This is a genomic window from Pseudomonas lini, from assembly GCF_964063345.1.
Classification (GTDB): domain Bacteria; phylum Pseudomonadota; class Gammaproteobacteria; order Pseudomonadales; family Pseudomonadaceae; genus Aquipseudomonas; species Aquipseudomonas lini_B.
This window is the reverse complement of the sequence record NZ_OZ061318.1, coordinates 1,653,418-1,673,273: the sequence shown is the minus strand read 5'-3', so window position 1 is coordinate 1,673,273 and position 19,856 is coordinate 1,653,418. Positions and strand designations below refer to the sequence as shown.

Genomic DNA, 19,856 nt, shown 5'->3' with positions numbered 1-19,856 from the left:
TCAAATCATGGATGTTCGCCACTACGCCTTCCTCGCGCGCCAGCCTTCTGCGGACCTGAAAACCCGCGAACACTTCTGGGGCATGCCCAAGCGAGGGTTGGCGTTTCTGTTGGCCAACGTCATGTTCTGGCAGCCGATGTGGGCGCAGGCAGACGGGATTGTGGTGGCCTCGCCGGGCTCCAGTCTCGGTCAGGCCGGCAATGGGGTGCCGATTATCCAGATCGCCACGCCCAACGGCGCGGGCCTGTCGCATAACCAGTTTCACGATTACAACGTCGGCACCCAGGGCGTGATCCTCAACAACGTCGCCAACCAGACCGGCGCGACGCAGCTAGGCGGGATCATCGTCGGCAACCCGAATATGACCAATCGTATTGCGGCACAAACCATCCTCAACGAAGTGGTCGGCGGCAGCCCCAGCCAGTTGCGCGGTTACACCGAAGTGGCGGGGCAGTCGGCACGGGTCATCGTCGCCAACCCTTATGGCATCAGCTGCAACGGTTGCGGCTTCATCAACACCCCGCGTGTGACGCTGACCACCGGCAAACCGGTGCTGGACAACGGTCGGCTGGATCGCTTCCAGGTCGATCAGGGCAGCGTTGCCATCGACGGTGCAGGGCTGAACGCCAACAACGTCGACCGCTTCGAAATAATCACCCGCAGCGCCAAGATCAACGCCGAGATTCAGGCGAAAAACCTGACCATTATCGCCGGCCGTAACGACGTCAACGCCGACAGTCTCAACGCCACCGCCCGTGCCGATGACGGCAGCGCCAAACCACAACTGGCCATCGATTCCTCGGCATTAGGCGGCATGTACGCCGGAGCGATCAAACTGGTGGGTACGGAGGCCGGGGTCGGGGTGAAACTCGACGGTAACCTGGCGGCCAGCGGCGGAGATATTCAACTGGATGCCAATGGGCATCTCAGCCTCGCGCAGACTTCTGCTACGGGGGCTGTGAACGTCAAAGCCGTCAGTCTCGACGCCCAGGGACCGGTCTACGCCGGCACGGCGCTGAACGTGCAAACCCAAGGCAACCTGACCAACCAGCAAACCCTTGTTGCCCGCGACAGCATCGCGCTGAGTGCCGGCGGTGTGCTGTCCAACAACGGCATCATCGAAGCAGGGGTCAACGCCGACACCAGCCGCAACGCCACGGGTGATGTGAGCCTGAATGCACAGAACCTCAACAACATCGGCAAGACTGTGGTGGCCAGCCGCACCCTGACGGTCAACACCCGCCAGACTCTGAACAATCAGAACGGCACGCTGAGCGCTGCGCTAACCACCAACATTACCGCCGGGACCCTGGACAACCAGAACAACGGCCGAGTGTTGAGCAAGGGCAACCTCAATCTAACGGCCAATCAGGTCCTCAACAGCAACGGTCTGATCACCAGTACCGGTAATCTCAACGCCACCCTTGGACATCTGAACAACCGCAATGGCGAGGTATCGAGCACTGGCATCACCACAGTTGCGGGCCAGAGTCTGGATAACAACGATGGCAGTCTTGTCGCTCAGCGCGGGCTGAACATTCGCCTCGACAACGCTTTGAGCAACGTCGAAGGCCTGATCAGCAGTGAAGGCACTCTGACGGTCAACGCGGCCAGCCTCGACAGCACCCGCGGCAGCTTGTCGAGCGCGGGCGCGCTGGCGCTGACCACCACGGGAATGCTGAACAATCAGGACGGTTCGATCACCACCGATAGCCGCTTGACCCTCAAAAGCGCAAGCCTGAACAACCGCCAGAACGGCCTGATCAGCGGCAAAAGCGCGACCACCGTTACGACCGGTACGTTCGACAACACTCAGGGCGGGCAATTGATCGGCGGCGATACGCTCGACCTGACCGCGACCCAGGTCAGCAACGGTGTTGCCAGCCGAATCGCCAGCGATAAAGCCCTGACAGGCAGTGTCACCGGGTTTGATCAGCAGGGCGGTCAACTGTTCAGCAAAACCTCCCTGAGCCTGGACTTGAACCAGGGCCAATTGAACAACCTGAACGGGCTGATCAACGCGCCGTTGCTGATGTTGAAAAACCTCAAGGACGTCAACAACCAAAACGGTGAAATCTCCAGCGCCGAGGCCTTCACACTGGCCGCGCAGAACCTGGACAACAGCAACGGCAAACTGCTGAGCATTCAGAACCTGACCCTGCGCATCGATCAGGCGCTGACCAACCTCAAAGGTCTGATCGCCGCCGCGGCACTCGACGTCAAAGCCGCCAGCCTGGACAACAGCGGCGGCACGCTGACCAGCCGTGCCAACCTCGACCTGAACATCGACGGGCTGTTGACTAACCAGAACCAGGGGCTGATCAACGCCACCACCAGCCTGACGATCAACAGCAGCGGCCTGAATAACCAGAACGGTTCTTTGCTGGGCAGCGCCATTGCCATCGATTTCGGGGCGGCCACCGGGGACCTGAACAACAGCGGCGGGCTGATCACCACCGCAGGCTTGCTGAGCCTTCAGCACCTGCGCGACCTGAACAACCAGAACGGCGAAATCTCCAGCAGCCAAAGCCTCGATCTGACGGCCCGCGCCCTGAATAACAGTGACGGCAAACTGATCAGCAGCAACCTGCTGACGGTCAACGCCGACACGGTACTCAACCAGGGAGGCCTGATCTCTGGCTGGCAAGGCCTGAGCCTCACCGGCAACAGCCTGGACAACCGCAACAAAGGCACGCTGTCGAGTCATGACGCCGATGTGGCCGTCAGCGTCAGCGGTGCACTTCTCAACAGTGGCGAAGGTGCGCTGGTCAGCCAGAAAACCTTGAGCGTCAACGCAGCGAGCCTGGACAACAGTAATGGCGGCATCCTCTCCAGTGGCGGCGCCCAGACCCTGACTATCAGCGGTCTGTTGAACAACGCCCAAGGCGGTTTGATTGACAGCGGTGCGACGCTAGCCATGCAGGCCATGACCTTGGGTAACGCCGGCGGCACGGTCAACGCAAAACAGAACCTCAGTTTCACCGGCACCACACTGGATAACACCGGCGGCAATCTGATCGGCAACGCTGCCGTGACCCTGGACCTGCTCGGCGCCTTGACCAACACCAAAGGCAAACTGGCCAGCGCCGGCCCGCTACTGGTGCAGCGCGCCACGCAAATCAATAGCCAGGGTGGCCAACTCTCCAGCCAAGGTTTGATGACGCTGCTCACCGGTGGCGTGGACAACCGCAATCTCGGCACCATCGCAGCCAACGATCTACTGACCATCACCACGGCCGGTATGCTTCAGAACAGCGCCGACGGCCAGATCTACAGCCAGAATGGCGACCTGCAAATCCAGGCCGCCAGCCTCGCTAACGCCAAAGGTAGCCTGCAAAGCCAAGGGGCCTTGAACCTCACCATCGGCGGTGATATCGACAACCAGAGCGGCCGCATCGTCGCAAAGGACGGTGACCTGTCCATCAAGGCCACCAACCTCGATAACCGCGGCGGCGTGCTCGCCAGCCTGCAAGCAGCGTTCACGGCCAACCTGACCGGCGTGCTGAAAAACGGTTATGACCTGAACAATAACCGCCGCAGCGGCGTCACCCAGGCCCAGCGCCTGAACCTGACTGCGCTGGCCGGTATTGACAACTATGGCGGCCGTATCGCTGCGCAAAGCGGTGACGCGATCATCGCCACCGGCAACTTCGACAACCGCAACGGCGGCCTCTATGCCAAAGGCAAGATCAACGTCACCGGCAACAACTTTGACAACAGCGGCGACAACGATGGCCAGATCGCCGGTCAACAGATCGACCTCAACCTCAGCGGCGCCCTGAATAATCGACTGGGCATCATCGAGAGCGACAGCACTCTGTCGATCAAGGCCGCTAGCCTCGACAACCAGACCGGCCAACTGCGCGCCCTCGGCGACAGTGGCAAAACCAGCTTCCAGATCGGTGGCCTGTTCGACAACCGCAACGGCACCCTGGAAAGCGCCAACACCGACCTGACCCTGGCCGTGGGCAGTTTTCTCAACGGTGGCGGCAGTCTGCTGCACGTGGGCAATGGCACCTTCGACATTTCCACCGCCAACGTCACCGGCGCCGGCGGCAGCATCGTCACCCGCGGCGACCTGACCCTCAACGCCAATAGCTGGACCAACAGCGACGTCATCCAGGCCGGGCGCCTGAACGTCAATGTCAACAATTTCAGCCAGACCGCGAGTGGGCAACTGCTGGCCTCTGACAGCTTCGTTGGGACTGGCGGCAATTGGTACAACGATGGGCTAATTGCCAGTGACGGCACCCTGCAGCTAAACCTCAGTGGTGCCTATACCGGTGCAGGTCGAGTCACCAGCCTGGGTAGTCTTTCGCTCAACGCGACCAGTCTGAATCTGTCCGAAGCGGGCCGAATTGCCGGCGGCGGGCCGACAGATATCAATGTCTCCGGCCCGATCATCAACGCTGGGCGGATAACGTCAAATGACGATCTGCTGCTCAATACGGCATCCCTCAGCAACTACGGCACGGTGGGAAGTGCGCAAGACCTTACGGTTAACGCTGCGCAATTGCTCAATCAGCAGGGCTTGATTTTCAGCGGCGCGGACATGCAGCTGCGCAGCAATACGCTGACGAATAACTATGGCGACATTTACAGCCTGGGTGATTTGACCGTCTCCCGGAACGCGGCGGGCGAGCGGGCAGACGTTATCGAAAACATCTCCGGCAGCCTGGAAAGCGCCGGTGACATGCGTTTGCTGGCAACTTCGATCAGCAACCGCAGGGACGTGCTGACCCTCACCGAGCAACGGGTGAATGGCACTATCACCCACAGCTGCAGCCATTGCTCCGACGAGTGGAACGTCTGGTACTACATCACTGAAGTGTATGAACGCACGGTCGATAAAGACTCGCCGTCTGCCTTCCTGACGTCCGGGGGCAACCTCGATGTCTCCGGGTCGAGCTTCCTCAATCAATACAGTTCAGTGTCGGCCGCCAAAGACATCAAGATCACGGTCGACACGTTCAAGAATGAAGGGGGGAACCTGGAGACCATTACCTATCGCAGCAACTATAAAAACCCCGCTGACCAGGAGCCGGGAAGCATCTACCTGGGGTTGATCGATCCGGGCGGAGCGGTCAATGAGTACAACAAATACAGCGCTAAATACGTGCCGTTATACCGGAGGGCCGATGGCGGTTACTTCTACCAACAGGAGAGCGGACTAAGCACCGAGCTCAACCCTGATTACGACCCGTCGAAAAACCTGCCGGTGCCTGAAGCGGTCACCAAATATGGGGTTTTCTCGGCCACGCAAACCGCCAGCACGGGTAAAAGCATCAACGCCGTTATTCAGTCCGGCGGCAATACCACCATCAATGCTTCGACTTCTTTCAACAACAGCGTGCAAACGGTCAACGCGCCCATCGTTACCAACGACAGCAAGGTGGACGACACCGGCACCCCACGTGCGACCACCCCGTTCATAGTCCACCTCAACAGCCAACTCCCGCCGGACCTGGCCCAACAACGGGTCGATCCCCTGACACTGCCAGGCTTCGTGTTGCCGCAAGGTACAAACGGCCTGTTCCGCCTCAGCACGCAAGGCAGCACCTCCGGCGCCGCCAACAACGGTCCGCAGAGCTGGATCATGGGCAGTGCCAGCATCACCCCGACGCAGCGACAGCAAACGGTACCGGCCAGCAGCGCCGTCACGATCAACCGTGTCCAGGGCTTGCCGACCAGCAGCGCTCCGTCCAAACCGCAGAAATACCTGATCGAAACCAACCCGGTGCTCACCGACCTCAAGCAATTCATGAGTTCGGACTACCTGCTGAACGAGCTCGGTTACGACCCGGATCAAAGTGCCAAACGCCTGGGCGATGGCCTCTTCGAACAACGTCTGGTGCAACAGGCCGTGGTGGCCCGCACCGGTCAACGCTTCATCGACGGCCAGACCAGCGACGAAGGCTTGTTCAAATACCTGATGAACAACGCCGTCGCCAGCAAACAGGCACTCAACCTGGCGCTGGGCGTCAGCCTGACTTCCGAACAGGTCGCGGCCCTGACCCACGACATTGTCTGGATGGAAAACGCCGAAGTGAACGGTGAGCAGGTGCTGGTGCCGGTGCTCTACCTGGCCAATGCCAACAACCGCCTGGCCCCCAATGGCGCGTTGATTGCCGGCAACGACATCACCCTGATCGCCGGCAAGGACCTGAACAACGCAGGCACCTTGCGCGCCGCCAACAACCTGTCGGCCACCGCCACTAACGACCTGGTCAACAGCGGCCTGGTGGAAGCCGGTGAACGGCTGACGCTCAAGGCCGGCAACGATCTGACCAACAAGGCCGGCGGCATCATCGCCGGTCGGGACGTCGAGCTCAGCACCACCCGAGGCGACGTGATCAACGAACGCACCGTCAGCAGTTACGACGACCAGAACGGCCAATGGTCCTGGTCCCAAGACTTTGCCGACAGCGCGGCACGAATCGAAGCGGCCAACAGCCTGACCATCGGTGCCGGGCGCGATTTCAATACCATCGGCAGCGTGCTCAACAGCCGGGGTGAGCTGACGATTAAAGCGGGTCGGGACGTAAACATCGTGTCGGCGCAGACGGCCAACAGCATCACCGATGGTCGGGATCATAACGATGCGTCGGTGACGCAGCTTGGCTCGCACGTGTCCGCGGGTCGCGACATGACCATTACCGCTGGCCGCGACCTGAGCGCCATTGCCAGTCAGATCGATGCCCAAGGCGACATCGCCATGGCTGCCGTAAACAACCTGACGCTGGCCTCGGCGGCGGATGAACAGCACTCGTACGAAAAAACCAAGACAGTCACCAAGCAGGAAGACCACGTCAGTCAGGTGTCCACGGAAATCACTGCGGGGGGCAGCGTTGCCCTGAAGGCGGGCAAGGATTTGACGCTGATCTCGAGCAAGGTCACCGCCGGGGATGAGGCTTATCTGGTGGCCGGTGACAAGCTCGAGCTGCTGGCGGCGCAAGACCGCGACTACACGCTGTATGACATGAAGAAAAAGGGCGGCTTCGGCGCCGAGAAAACCCAGCGCGATGAAGTCACCGATGTGAAAAACATCGGCAGTGCAATCACCACCGGAGGCAACCTGACGTTGGTCAGCGGTGGGGATCAGCGGTATCAGGTGGCGAAGCTGGAGAGTGGTAAGGACATCATTCTCGACAGCGGTGGGGCGATCACCTTTGAGGCGGTGAAAGACTCCCACCAGGAGAGCCACGACAAGAGCAGCAATAGCTCGGCGTGGACCAGTATGGAGAGCAAGGGCCAGTTCGATGAAACGCTGCGGCAAAGCCAGCTGATTGCCAAGGGCCAGACGCTCATCAAAGCGGTTGATGGGTTACACATCGATATCAAAGACATCAACCAACAAAGCGTGAGCCAGGCGATCGATGCCATGGTGCAAGCTGACCCGAGCATGGCCTGGCTCAAAGACGCTGAAGCGCGGGGCGACGTGGATTGGCGCCGGGTTAAAGAGCTGCATGACAGCTGGGATGAAAGCCATTCCGGGCTGGGTGGTCCGGCGATGATCATTATCATCATCATCGTCACCTACTTCACGGCCGGTGCAGCCTCCGGTTTCGTGGCTTCTGCCGCAAACGCAGGGGCGGGCAGCGCATTCGCAGCCGGCGCTGCAGCGACCGCAACGACGCAAGCGGTCGCCGCTGGTTGGGCGAACGCTGCCCTCACTGCCGTGCTCACCTCCGCAGCCAGCACGGCCACGGTCAGTACCATCAACAATAAAGGCAATCTTGGCGCGGTGGTCAAAGAAGTCTTCAGCGCCGACAGCATGAAAAACTACATCGTTGCTGGGGCAGTGGCGGGTTTTACCTCCGGTCTGTTCAACGATTGGACCAGTACCAGCACAGATCCAGGCACTGCGTTGACTGACTCCACCAACGGGGCTTTAGCTAATACGGGCAAGGTCGTAGTTTCCAATTCCGGCGGGTTGAGCAGCCTGGAAGGCATCGCCCAGTTCACTGCGAACCAGGCCCTGCAAAACACCACCTCTGCGCTGCTCAATAAAGCATTGGGTCGCGACGGCAGCCTTGGCGATGCCTTGCAAAGCAGTCTGGTGAATGCGTTTGCTGCCTATGGTTTCAACCTAGTGGGTGATATCGGTCTTCAGAACGGTTTGCCAGACGGTGGGCTCGCCAAAATCGGTCTGCATGCGGTGATGGGTGGCTTGGCCTCGCTCGCTGCTGGTGGTGATTTCAAAACGGGCGCGTTGGCGGCAGGGGTGAACGAAGCCCTGGTCGACGGTTTGGCTTCGGTCTATGCCGGGATGTCGAAAGCGGATAGGGATCGACTGTTGCTGATGAACTCGCAACTGATCGGGGTGCTGACGACTGCTGTTCAAGACCCTGATGCCGATACCGACAAGTTGCAAACAGGAGCGTGGGTTGCGCAAACCGGCACGCAGTACAACTTTGGGGAGCACCTGCCTCCAGGCTTGTCTGAATATGGGCAAGCGGCAACCTCCCTTGTCGAATACATGCAAGGACAGGGAGCCACAGCTGAAGAAATAGCCAATGCACAGCTTGCGCTCGCTCAAGGAGAAGGATTTGCTGGTGTCCAGCCTGCTAATGAGTTCGTCAAGGCCTGGGGCGCATTCATAGCCGGGGAGTTCCTCAGTATAGGAGCGGGGATTGCGCTAGGTGCAAAAGGCACGTTGAACACTTCTTTGCTTGATGAGCTAATTGCTAATGGCGTGAAATTTACCCCAGAGAATGTCATTGCGACGGCTCGCAGTTCTAGCGGGAAAGTTGTATTTCTAGAGACTGGAAACTCAAAAGCAGGATTGCAGCATATTATTGAGGAGCACGGTAGCCAATTCGCTCAGATGGGCGTGTCTGAGGCTCAGATTCCGGGCGTGGTAATGAAGGCTGTTTCTGAGGGGAAACTCATTGGTTATCAAGGCTCTGGAGCAGGGCGCCCAATTTATGAGTTAACTATTAATGGTCAACAGCAACGTATTGCTGTGACTGTTGGCGACAACGGCTTTGTTGTTGGCGCAAATCCAAGAGGAAGCGTTAAGTGAAAAGCATAAAGTTGATGGCGGATTATCAGTGTCATCCGCTTTGGAATATGTCCCCCGGTGAGTATGGGGACATAGCTCCTTGCGAGCTTCCTATTTCTAAAGAGCTTCAGTTGCGCCTATCAAAATGGGCCGCTATGTACGATGAAACACTTGATGCTGATTACCCTCCAAACTCTGGGTTCAAGAGTGAGGAACTAGAGCGTGAATTCAAGCTGGAAGGAGAACGATTAGCTGAAAGCCTGAGGAGCGAACTCGGTCCGGAGTTTTCTATTTTTCTGAAAGTTTAGTTGGTGTTATAGAGGAAAAGAGGGCGACAGGAGCCCTGAGGGATCCCCACGAATCTACTCCAGCGCCTGCGCCTGTTGATGTACCTCTGCTCGCAACGCGCGCTCAAGTCTCTCCAAGGTTTTTCGAGAGTTTGAACCGCGTCCACTGCGCCAGTATTCCAAGCCCAGTCGCCACAGCGACAACACCCGTCGGCGTTTAAGGCTATTGCTTTGAAAACGATGTTCATGACCCGCTTCCGCGGGCCTGCAACCCCGTTAAACAAATGATGTAATTGGCCAAAGCCGAGATCAGTAAAAGCACTTCGATTCGGCGCGGGCAGTGACTCCGATGGCGAGTCACACCAACGCCAAAGTGCTCGCTTTTTACATCCCTGAACCCTTCTTCTATCTGCATACGCTGCTTGTAAATGGCCACGATTCTCGATGGATTCCATTGATCCTCCGATAGGTTGCTGGCCAATAACCAAGGCTCTCGTTCACGATTGGCCGATTGCCTGCTGAGTTTGTTTTTGGCGATTGAACCGGTGACACGCTGATGTTTGCGACCCTTTGCCGAATGCCTGATACAGTTCAAATGGATGAAGTGCGGAGCGCTTTGGGTCATCTCGATCCGACCCAGTGATTTGGGTGAGGACGATGCCAGAGCGTAGAGGTTTTTAACCGGCAGCCAAGTGTGTGCGTCGTTGCGGTAGAGGTCTCGGTTACGCCTCGACCCACGTAATACCAGCCTTGCGCCTCGACGGCTTTGATCCATGGCCGGCGAAAGCCTGCATCAGCTACTAGGATCGGAACACAGTCTTTGGGGAGCATTTCGGCCAACGTTTGTAGCTATATTTGTATGCACTGTATGAAGCGGGCGACCTTCAGGTCGCCCGTTTTCATTTCACTCCGCAGCCTGCGCCCGCAGCCGTCTGCCAATGACATCCATCAAATCACAACCATCCCGCAACGGTATAGCCAGCAGTTTGGAAAAGTCAGAAAGCACCACCGTGTCGCAACCGATCTCGGCGCGAAAGGCGATGTTTTCCAGCACTTGGGTGACGGTGCGAATGCGGTAGTCGGCCATGGCTTGCAGGACGTCGAGTGGGGCTTGGGTGTCGATGAGCAGGGAGGCCGGGATCAGGTCGATTCCGGTTAAGGGCATGTATCTATCCATAGTTGAAGCCTCGTTTAGTTTGCTGAGACTGCCAGCAGTTCGTCGCCAAACGAAAAGGGTGGCAGCTGTACGCAGGTTGGCGAACCGGAAACGAGTAACCGGCAGACCCGAAGGTCTCCCGCGCACAGCTGCCATAAAAAAGCAGCTTTGCGGATGCGGAGGCACCTGCAAATAAGCAGACAGCTTTCGCACTCGTATAACAGGTCGCCAAACCCGGTCGCCATGTGAGCGACGGGCGGACTATAAGCTTCATCGTTCCAGCGGTGCAAGGTGCCAGATTCCGAGGTTGGTGTAGGGCATTTGCCGCAGTTGCAGTCAGGCAACCGGTCGCACCTACAGAACACCACATAACCTTGTGGGAGCGAGCTTGCTCGCGATAGCGGTGTATCAGTCGTCATCAATGTTGCATGTCAGTCAGTCATCGCGGGCAAGCCCGCTCCCACAGGGGATTTGTGGTGTTGACGGATGTTGTGTTCAGCCCGAACCAATGCCCCGCGATGGCTGCGGTCTATCCCCCATGACAGCAACTGGCCGGTGCCTTGTCCTCATACCGGTCGTGATGCCTCACCCAATCCATGATCTCCTCTTCATTACGCCCCTTAGGCGTGAGGTCCAGATAGTTGTAGGCGCCGACCAGCAGGTCCAGGCCTCGTGCATACGTTGAATAGGTATGGAAAATCTCCCCCGCTTCATTACGATAAAACACGCTGAGCCCTGGTAGTTCTTCCTCGGCGCCGTCGGATTTTTCGTAGTTGTAGGTAGCTTTTCCCGCGGCGACGTCTTCGGCTCGAGCCGAGACGCCAAAGTCGTAGTTGAAGTCGCAGCCTTCCGACGACACCCAGGCGAACTTCCAGCCCATGCGCTGTTTGAAAGGCTGAAATTCGGCGAACGGTGCGTGGGAAACCGCTACTACAGCCACGTCATGGTGGGCCAGGTGTTGATTGACGCCGTCGATGTGGTCGGACAGGAACGAGCAACCGGGACAGCCTTCATTCCAGCCAGCGGCGAACATAAAGTGATAGACGATCAATTGGCTGCGGCCGCCGAACAGGTTGGCCAGGCTCAATTCGCCCTTGGGGCCCTGGAACCGGTAGGGTTTGTCGATTTTCACCCAGGGCAGGGCGCGGCGTTCGGCGCTGAGTTTGTCTCGTTCCTTGGTGAAGGCTTTTTCGTGGGCCAGGTGTTGTTTGCGGGCTGCGAGCCATTCTTCCCGGGACACGACCGGATGATTCTGAATGTTCATGGTGATTTCTCCTGCATGCTTTGGCGAAAGTCGATCCGCGCAGAGGGGTAAACCGTCTTACACAGCCTAGTCGTTTGGTCTGTGCCCTATTCGACATACCGCCGGTCGGTAGAGCGAAATACCTTGGCTGAACGGCTGCCCACCTCGTCGGTCACAACCTATGAAGGCCATCTCACTCGCGGGCACTGGAGGTTGATCAGGATGACTTATAACTGGGATTTGATTGAACGCTTGCTGCATGAAGTGCAGAACGGCGCCGGCCACAGTTTCACCCCACGGCCTTATGCCGAGCAGTATGCGGCGGCGAAAGCCAACGCGGGCGAACCGTTCGAGAACCTGGATCACCTGAAAACGGTGGCTGGTGAGTACGAAAAGTTACTGCTGCTGCGGGGTTATATCGAGCCTCGGCCGGAGGACCAGGGTGGCAATGGCGAGAATTACATTTTGACGCCCCGGGGCTCGAGATTGTTGAGCCTGATCGACAGCAGCATTCCGGGTAATGAGCATCCACGGCAGGTGCTGGATGAGCAGGAAGATGCGCTGGAAGAGTTGACGTTTGATGAGCTGGCATCGAAGGCGCAGATTGCCTGATAGCGTAAAAAGCTTCGCGGGCAAGCCTCGCTCCTACGGGGTCTATGTTGTTCACAAAATGAGTGAATGACGCTTACCTGTAGGAGCGAGGCTTGCCCGCACACATTGGATTGTGGTGGTCCGTTTAATCTTGCCGCGCCGCTTTCAGGCATTTCAAATCAGTGAAATCCTTGCGCACGCCTTCAATCTTCTGCAGCAACCGTTCACGCTGAATCGGTGCGCTCTCGGTCATTATGTCCACCAGCAACGCCCGAGCCTGGGCTTCGGTGTTGGCGTAGGCCACGCGGTAAGCCGGCGTCCACAAACTCTCGCGATTCACCAGAAGTGTCTCGATTTGCTGTGGGAATCCTGGGCTCTGCCGTTGCGCGACTGCCGCGCTGAATTGCTGTTGCCAATGGGCGCGGTTGGCAATCCATTGCTTGTTCTGATCACCCAAGGCATTTGACCAGGCCGTGACCCGTTGCTGTTGGGTTGGGCTGAGCGGGCCAAGCCAGTCATTCAAGCGTTTCTCCATGCGCTTGCTCCGTTCTTTGATCTGTTGCTCCAGAGACGGCTTGAGGTAAGCCTCCTGACGTTTGCGCTGGTCCTTGGCGAAGGCATCGTTCATTTCCACGACTTGCTTGTCATCAAGGCCCTGCAGCAGCTCGATGGCTGACGGAGTGATTTCCCGGGCGGTTTCGGCGATGGCCTGTTTGGCTTCCTGGGTGCGGGTTTGCAGCGCGGCGTCGGTGATTTGGTTGGCCTCGACCATGGCCTGTAAGCGATCCAGCCAGTCGAGGTAGCCGGGCAGTTGCGTGGTGCAGTGCCAGCTCAGGTGTTCCTTGAGGCGCTCGTTGAACCAGTCTTTTTGCTCGTGGTTCATCTCCAGGTAATCGCTGAGCGTCCAGGGAATGATCACGTCGAGGTTGCGGTAAGCCAGGCCCACGCGGCTGCACGCGGCGACGGTGAGGCTGAGGGTGATGATGACGCCGATCTGTTTCAACCAGTGCGACATGGCGAGTCCTTGCGAAGACCTGGTTTCTTTTGGGTTCTCTTGTGTGATCGCGGGATGAGCCCGGCAGTTCAGCCGATTAATAGAAGCTGTGCGCAGCCTTGAGCGTCACCAGGCCGTCGCACTCGCTATTGTGGCCGGAATAGGCGGAGCAGTCGCTGCCGCTCAGGCTTGAATCACTGTAGATCAAGTCCAGGTCAATGCCCATGAATGGCCGGGACAATTTCACTGACCAGTCGGTAAAACTGCCGACATACCCATCGTCAACGGACACCGGTGTGTTGAGTTGATGGGTGGTGTATTTCAGGCTGATCCCGATGCCGAACGGCTGATTGCCACTGAGGTCGGCGAAGAGGGTGCTGTTCTGTTTGTCCGGGTCGTTGCTGAAGGCCGCGCCGAAGCGACTGCCCAGCAAGGTCAGGCCGCCGAACAGCTCCTGGCTGTCGAGAGTGTCCACTTTCGGGTAGCTGTAATGGATCATGCCCACTTCGTAGCCGAGGGAGTGATCGAAAGGCTGTTTAAAGCCCATGTAGGAATCGACTTCAAGGTTGCTCGATGGGCTCAATCCCATGCTGGGGGACCATTGACCCACGTAGAAGCCGCTGTCGTGGCTCAGGTCGAGACCACCGTGGAACGAGCCGGTCGTCGACGGTTTGACCAGTCCTTGGGCCATGCTGCGGCTGGGGGTGGTGGCGAGCTTGAGATCGAAGTCGCCCAGTTCGCGCTGAAAGACTTGCGCATGGGTGACGGAACACCACAGCAGGCTGGCGAGCAGGAAAAGAGAGGGCTTGAACATGCGTCACTCCATGAACAGCGAGGAACAGGTTCTGAAAACCTGCTGAAACGCTTGATCCAGACACGTGCAAGCATACCGGCGAATGTTCGGCATCGAGGGCCGTTCGTCGATTTTTGAAATATTGATTTGTTTGATGGGGTATTGCGGGAGGGTTCCAGTCCAAGCGCTTCGAAGCTCAAAGCGCTTAGGGACCAGTTAACGCGGGGGGAATTACTTTTTGCCCAGCGTGATCTGCTTGGACGGGCCGAACGTCTGGCCGCTGACGCCTTTGGCAATTTGCTGGATCTCTCCGCCGGACTTGAGGAACGCAGCGATCTGGTTGTTGATCGATTCGCTGGTTTCAACGGCTGGAGCTGGCTTTGCTTTGCTGTTGGATGCTTTTACACGCATGGCGGCCATTAACCTGTAGAAATTAACTTGGCCAGGCATAGTACAGGAAATACTTGACAATTGCTTGGTAAATATCCTCCCGAAATACACGTTGGAGAAACGCGATTCATCGCAAGTTATTATTCGCAATGTTCCCCTAAGCTACTGTTTTAACTAAGAACCCAAATGGAAAAAAGGCGCTTTTCAGATGGGCGACCCCGGGTGCGAGGCACCTAAATGGCCTGACGAGCGGCCAAACGCACACGGCAAAACCCAGGGAAATTAAGCCCTTTCGCGGATTTTCTTGCGCCCCCGGGCCGGCCGCCGAACGCCACCCGCAAAAACGGGTAGAATGCCGCCCACGCAATGAGGGTATTGGACATGGCTTTAGTCGGGCGCTACAACAGTTTGCAAGTGGTTAAACACACTAACTTCGGTTTATATCTGGACGGTGGCGCGGACGGTGAAATCCTCCTGCCTAATCGTTATATCCCCAAAGATATTCCCAGCGAAGATGAAGACTGGCTCAACGTTTTTATTTATCTGGACAGCGATGACAAACTTATCGCCACCACCGAAAAGCCGAAAGTTCAGGTCGGTGAATTCGCCAGTTTGAAAGTTGTTGAAGTCAACAGCATCGGCGTGTTCCTGGATTGGGGTTTGCCGAAGGATCTGCTGCTGCCGTATTCCGAAGAGAAGCGCCAGATGACGGCCGGCGAGTATGTCGTGGTGCACGTTTATCTCGACAAACACACGCGCCGTATCACCGCGACGGCGCGTCTGGACCGCTACCTGGACAAGACCCCGGCCAATTACACCCCGGGCCAGGAAGTTGATTTGCTGGTGGCCGAAGCGACCGATATGGGCTTCAAGGCAATCATCAACAACAAGCACTGGGGCCTGATCCACAAGAACGAAATCTTCAAGTTCATGCGTGCCGGCAAAGAAGAGAAAGGCTTTATCAAGGAAGTCCGCACCGACGGCAAGATCAGCCTGAGCCTGCAACCGGTGGGCGAAGAAGCCGCCACCAGTCTGAACTCGAAGATTCTTGCCAAGTTGCGCGACAACAACGGCACCCTGCCAGTCAGCGACAAGAGCGACCCGACGCTGATCAGCAGTATGTTCGGCGTCAGCAAGGGCAACTTCAAAAAGGCCATCGGTGCGTTGTACAAGAACGGCCAGATCGTCATTCACGCTGATCGTATCGAGCTCAGCTGACCCTACGCGCTCCCTGTAGGAGCTGCCGCAGGCTGCGATCTTTTGATCTTGATCTTTTACAGGCAAAAGATCGCAGCCTGCGGCCGCTCCTACAATATGCGTCGGGTACAAACTCCCACGCTCACCACAAATCCAATGTGGGAGCGAGCCTGCTCGCGATCGACTGCGCAGCAGTCACCCATCTCTTTGTATACATAATGTCCTGCACCGTTTACAGGCGCTGACGCCCTGTTCATGGGCATTACCATCCCCTCTACGTCTTAAAGCCTTTCCTCTGAACAGAGCTGAAAGCCCGATTTGTCGCATCGTTCGAACGTATGGCACGCATTCTGCGTAGCAACTCGTATACAAACCATGCCAGCTCCCGTACGCAGTGTGGTCGCCACATCAATCTCGGGGGCCGCGCCTGTACTTTCGAGGAGCCCTGCGATGACCGAGCAATTGCCCAATGGCTACAGCCCACGCCTGTATAACCAGGACCTGGGGCCGCTGCCGCAGAAATGGAATTGGTACAACATCTTCGCCTTCTGGATGAGTGACGTGCATAGCGTCGGCGGCTATGTGTTCGCCGCCAGCCTGTTTGCACTTGGGCTGGCCAGTTGGCAGGTGTTGATTGCGTTGCTGGGCGGGATTTGCATCGTGCAATTGATTGCCAACCTGGTAGCCAAACCGAGTCAGCAAGCAGCGGTGCCATACCCGGTGATCTGTCGACTGGCGTTCGGGGTGTTTGGGGCGAATATTCCTGCGGTCATCCGCGGCCTGATCGCGGTGGCCTGGTACGGGATTCAGACGTACCTGGCGTCCAGTGCCCTGATCATCGTCGTGTTGCGGTTTTTTCCTTCAATGGCGGCCTACGCCGAACCGCACTTTGCCGGTTTGTCCTACCTCGGCTGGTTCGGTTTTCTCAGCCTGTGGTTCGTCCAGGCGCTGGTGTTCTGGACTGGCATGGAGTCGATCCGCCGCTTCATCGACTGGGCCGGCCCGGTGGTCTACGGCGTGATGTTCCTGCTCGCCGGCTGGATCGTTTGGCAGGCCGGGTGGAGCAACATCAGCTTCACTCTGGCGGAAAAATCCCTGTCTGGCTGGGAAGCTTTCGGCCAAGTGATCGTGGCAACGGCGTTGGTGGTGTCGTACTTTTCCGGACCGACCCTGAACTTCGGTGATTTCAGTCGCTACTGCCGCAGCATGAACGACGTGCGTCGCGGCAATTTCTGGGGGCTGCCGGTAAACTTTCTGGCGTTCTCGTTGGTGACCGTGGTGATTGTTTCCGGCACCTTGCCGGTGTTCGGTGAGATGCTTCACGACCCGATCGCCACTGTTGCGCGCATCGACAACAGTGTGGCCGTGCTGCTCGGCGCCTTTGCTTTCGTCACCGCGACCATTGGCATCAACATCGTCGCCAACTTCGTGTCCCCGGCGTTCGACTTCGCCAACATCGCCCCGAGCAAAATCAGCTGGCGCGCCGGTGGCATGATCGCCGCCGTGGCTTCGATTTTCATCACCCCGTGGAACCTGTTCAACAACCCCGAAGTGATTCACTACACCCTCGACGTGCTGGCGGCGTTCATCGGGCCGCTGTTCGGGATTCTGCTGGTGGATTACTACCTGATCAAAAAGCAGCAGATTGATGTCGATGCGCTGTTCAACGACGGCCCGAGCGGACGTTATTACTACAGCGGCGGGATCAATTGGACGGCGGTCAAGGCATTGATTCCGGCGACCTTGATGGGCGTTGCGATCGCGTTCATTCCAGTCCTGCAGCCGATGGCCAACTTCGCCTGGTTTACCGGCTGCTTCCTTGGCGGCGCCCTGTACTTCGCACTGGCCAAGCGCGAGCAGGCACAGCAGTCGGCGGCGCTGGTCATAGCGGGATGACGCAAGCGGCGATTTAAAGGTCTTTTGCAGACACCTTTTTCTGTCCATCTGGTTAATAATCGACAGCATAATTTTTTGCCCCGGCACTCTGCTCAGCCAGAAGGTCGGGGTTTTGCTTTTACTGTCGAGTCACTGCCATGGATTGTGTTGTCGAGGTGTTCAGGTGAGCGCCACCCGGCGTAGCGCCGATGGATTTGCCCTGCAGGTAATGGTCGGGCTGTGCCTGATCTGGGGCGTGCAGCAGGTGATGATTAAGTGGGCCGCGCCCGACATCGCGCCGGTCATGCAAGCAGCTGGGCGGTCGGGTATTTCCGCGTTGCTCGTAGGATTGTTGATCTGCTGGAAGGGCGGTTGGGATCAGGTCGGTAATACCTGGCGCGGCGGCTTGCTGGCGGGTGCGTTGTTTGGTCTGGAGTTCTTCTTCATTTCCGAAGGCCTGCAATTGACTACGGCGGCGCACATGTCGGTGTTCCTCTACACCGCGCCGATTTTCACTGCGTTGGGCGTGCATTGGCTGCTGCCGAGTGAGCGTTTAAGACCGGTGCAGTGGCTGGGGATTTTTCTCGCTTTCATCGGCATTGCCATTGCGTTTGCCGGGGGCGTGTCCTGGAATAACCTCGACCACCGCATGCTGATGGGCGATGCGTTGGGCGTGCTGGCCGGCGCATCGTGGGGCGCGACCACCGTGGTGGTACGCGCCTCGCGTCTGTCGGAAGCGCCGGTGACCTTGACGCTGTTTTATCAACTGATCGTCGGCTTCGTTGGCCTGCTGTTGATCGCGATCCTCAGCGGGCAGGTCAGCCATGTCAGCCTGACCACTGTTGCCGTGGCCAGCGTGCTGTTCCAGGGATTGGTGGTGTCGTTCTTCAGTTACCTGACCTGGTTCTGGCTGCTGCGTCGTTATCTGGCGGCAAACCTGGCAGTGTTTTCGTTCATGACGCCGCTGTTCGGCGTCACGTTCGGTGTGGTGCTGCTGGGCGAAGAACTGAGCCTCAACTTTGTGATCGGCGCGGTGCTGGTTCTGCTCGGGATCACTTTTGTGAGCGCAGAGCAGTGGGTCCGCCGTCGTTTGCGCAAAGCACTTGGGCAACCCTGACCGGGCGCAGCAACAGGCCTCCTGCGATGAGCAAACCGCTGCCGGCGATCACTAGCGCGGGTTGCAATCCACCGCTGAAATGACTGCTCAGCGCTGCCAGCAACGGACCGCTGAGTTGCCCCACGGCAAAGCACGCGGTCAGTAGCCCGGCGTTGCGCTGGGTGGCATGGGGCGCCAGTTCCCGGGAGCGCTGCATCACCAGTTGCATGCAGGCCAGGAACGGCCCACCACACAGGATCACTCCCAGTGCCAGGCCGGCACCGCTGCCCAACAGGCAGGCGAAGACCCCGGCCGCCTGCAACCACAGCGTTGCCATCAGCCAATGGCGGGTGGCGTTTGGGTTGTGTCTGCGCAGGCTCACTAACACCACCCCGATTGCTGCCGCCAGACCGAAGCATGGCCAGAACAGATCGGCTTGCCATTGCCCATGGAACTGCGCGCTCGCCATTTGCGAGAGGAAAGTGGCCGGGATGATGTAGCCCAAACCGTATAACCCATAGATCACCGGTAAACGTCCGACACCTTGGGTGCCCGATGTAACGGCAGACGGTGTCGCCGTAGAAAGGGCAGCCGGTTGCGGCAAGAACGGCAGAATCCCCAGCAGCATCACCAGCCCGACACCGGCATACACCAGCCACAAGGTCGCGGACGTCTGCCCCAGCAGGTTCGAGCCCAAGGCCAATAATCCTGTCAGAAAAATCCCCAGCCCCGGCCCGGCAAAGACCAGCGCGCCGAGCCGTGGACGACCGGCCGCCGCTGCCAGCGGTTGGCTCAATGCGGTAATCATCACCAACACCCAGGCGCTGCCCACGCCCGTGCCGAAACGCAGCACCAGATGCGACCAGAACCCGTCGGCCCAGAACGAGGCCAGGGTCAGCAGTACACAGAGCCACAAACCACCGAGCAGGCGCCGACGAACCTGGTCGGGGCGACGGGCGAACATCGCGTCCACCGCGCCGGCGAAGTAGCCGAGGTAGTTGGCAGCGGCAATCAGACCGGCGGCAGTCAGGTCGATCTGGCCTTCGCTGAGCAAGTGCGGCAGTTGCGGCGTCAGGGCGAAACGCCCGATGCCCATGGCCATCATCAGGGCGATAAAGCTGGCGGTTAAGCGAATCAGAGGAGACATGGTCTGAGTTCCTTTTCGAGGATCAATGACCGTCAGGCTAGGACTGATTGACTTTCTTTAAAAATGAATAATAGTGAGAAACT

At 58.2% G+C, this 19,856-nt stretch carries 12 protein-coding genes and 1 pseudogene; 6 read left to right on the top strand and 7 right to left on the bottom strand.

Annotated features, from left to right (window positions below):
- The first annotated feature begins 7 nt into the window (after nucleotides 1–7).
- Together AB3226_RS07550 and AB3226_RS07545 are read left to right on the top strand one after the other, a co-directional pair.
- On the top strand, nucleotides 8–9,025 hold the full coding sequence (locus AB3226_RS07550; RefSeq protein ID WP_367372617.1) for a DUF637 domain-containing protein: 9,018 nt from the start codon (nucleotides 8–10) through the stop codon (nucleotides 9,023–9,025).
- Nucleotides 9,022–9,312, top strand: coding sequence for a hypothetical protein (locus tag AB3226_RS07545; RefSeq protein ID WP_367372616.1), 291 nt, complete (start codon nucleotides 9,022–9,024; stop codon nucleotides 9,310–9,312). Before AB3226_RS07550 ends, AB3226_RS07545 begins: the two co-directional genes overlap by 4 nt.
- A gap of 54 nt (nucleotides 9,313–9,366) precedes the next feature.
- On the opposite strand, the pseudogene AB3226_RS07540 reads toward AB3226_RS07545, so the two are convergent.
- The 3 genes and pseudogenes from AB3226_RS07540 to AB3226_RS07530 form a co-directional block, all read right to left on the bottom strand.
- Nucleotides 9,367–10,158 (bottom strand): annotated as a pseudogene (locus tag AB3226_RS07540) (IS4 family transposase); the annotation flags it as partial.
- Nucleotides 10,159–10,195: 37 nt separating this feature from the next.
- On the bottom strand, nucleotides 10,196–10,468 hold the full coding sequence (locus tag AB3226_RS07535; RefSeq protein WP_008076699.1) for a hypothetical protein: 273 nt from the start codon (nucleotides 10,466–10,468) through the stop codon (nucleotides 10,196–10,198).
- A 508-nt stretch (nucleotides 10,469–10,976) separates the two neighbouring features.
- Complete coding sequence (locus AB3226_RS07530; protein ID WP_367372615.1) at nucleotides 10,977–11,711, bottom strand: DUF899 domain-containing protein; 735 nt, start codon at nucleotides 11,709–11,711, stop codon at nucleotides 10,977–10,979.
- 201 nt (nucleotides 11,712–11,912) lie between these two features.
- On the opposite strand from AB3226_RS07530, the gene AB3226_RS07525 reads away from it, so the two are divergent.
- Nucleotides 11,913–12,302, top strand: a complete 390-nt coding sequence (locus tag AB3226_RS07525; protein ID WP_367372614.1) for a transcriptional regulator — start codon at nucleotides 11,913–11,915, stop codon at nucleotides 12,300–12,302.
- A 124-nt stretch (nucleotides 12,303–12,426) separates the two neighbouring features.
- Here AB3226_RS07525 and AB3226_RS07520 read toward each other — a convergent pair whose 3' ends face one another.
- From AB3226_RS07520 to AB3226_RS07510, 3 genes are all read right to left on the bottom strand, one after another.
- Nucleotides 12,427–13,296 (bottom strand): DUF6279 family lipoprotein, encoded by an 870-nt coding sequence (locus AB3226_RS07520; RefSeq protein ID WP_367372613.1) that lies wholly within the window; start codon nucleotides 13,294–13,296, stop codon nucleotides 12,427–12,429.
- A gap of 76 nt (nucleotides 13,297–13,372) precedes the next feature.
- On the bottom strand, nucleotides 13,373–14,089 hold the full coding sequence (locus AB3226_RS07515; RefSeq protein ID WP_367372612.1) for a TorF family putative porin: 717 nt from the start codon (nucleotides 14,087–14,089) through the stop codon (nucleotides 13,373–13,375).
- A 210-nt stretch (nucleotides 14,090–14,299) separates the two neighbouring features.
- Nucleotides 14,300–14,488 carry a hypothetical protein gene (locus AB3226_RS07510; RefSeq protein ID WP_017337097.1) on the bottom strand — a complete coding sequence of 63 codons (189 nt, stop codon included), beginning with the start codon at nucleotides 14,486–14,488 and terminating at the stop codon, nucleotides 14,300–14,302.
- A 351-nt stretch (nucleotides 14,489–14,839) separates the two neighbouring features.
- On the opposite strand from AB3226_RS07510, the gene AB3226_RS07505 reads away from it, so the two are divergent.
- From AB3226_RS07505 to AB3226_RS07495, 3 genes are all read left to right on the top strand, one after another.
- A complete protein-coding gene (locus AB3226_RS07505; protein WP_223484332.1) occupies nucleotides 14,840–15,676 on the top strand; it encodes a S1 RNA-binding domain-containing protein in 837 nt (278 codons plus the stop codon).
- Nucleotides 15,677–16,105: 429 nt separating this feature from the next.
- On the top strand, nucleotides 16,106–17,551 hold the full coding sequence (locus tag AB3226_RS07500) for an NCS1 family nucleobase:cation symporter-1 (protein WP_367372611.1): 1,446 nt from the start codon (nucleotides 16,106–16,108) through the stop codon (nucleotides 17,549–17,551).
- Nucleotides 17,552–17,714: 163 nt separating this feature from the next.
- A complete protein-coding gene (locus AB3226_RS07495; RefSeq protein ID WP_367372610.1) occupies nucleotides 17,715–18,647 on the top strand; it encodes a DMT family transporter in 933 nt (310 codons plus the stop codon).
- Here AB3226_RS07495 and AB3226_RS07490 read toward each other — a convergent pair.
- Complete coding sequence (locus AB3226_RS07490) at nucleotides 18,583–19,773, bottom strand: MFS transporter (RefSeq protein WP_367372609.1); 1,191 nt, start codon at nucleotides 19,771–19,773, stop codon at nucleotides 18,583–18,585. The genes AB3226_RS07495 and AB3226_RS07490 overlap by 65 nt on opposite strands.
- Nucleotides 19,774–19,856 lie beyond the last annotated feature (83 nt).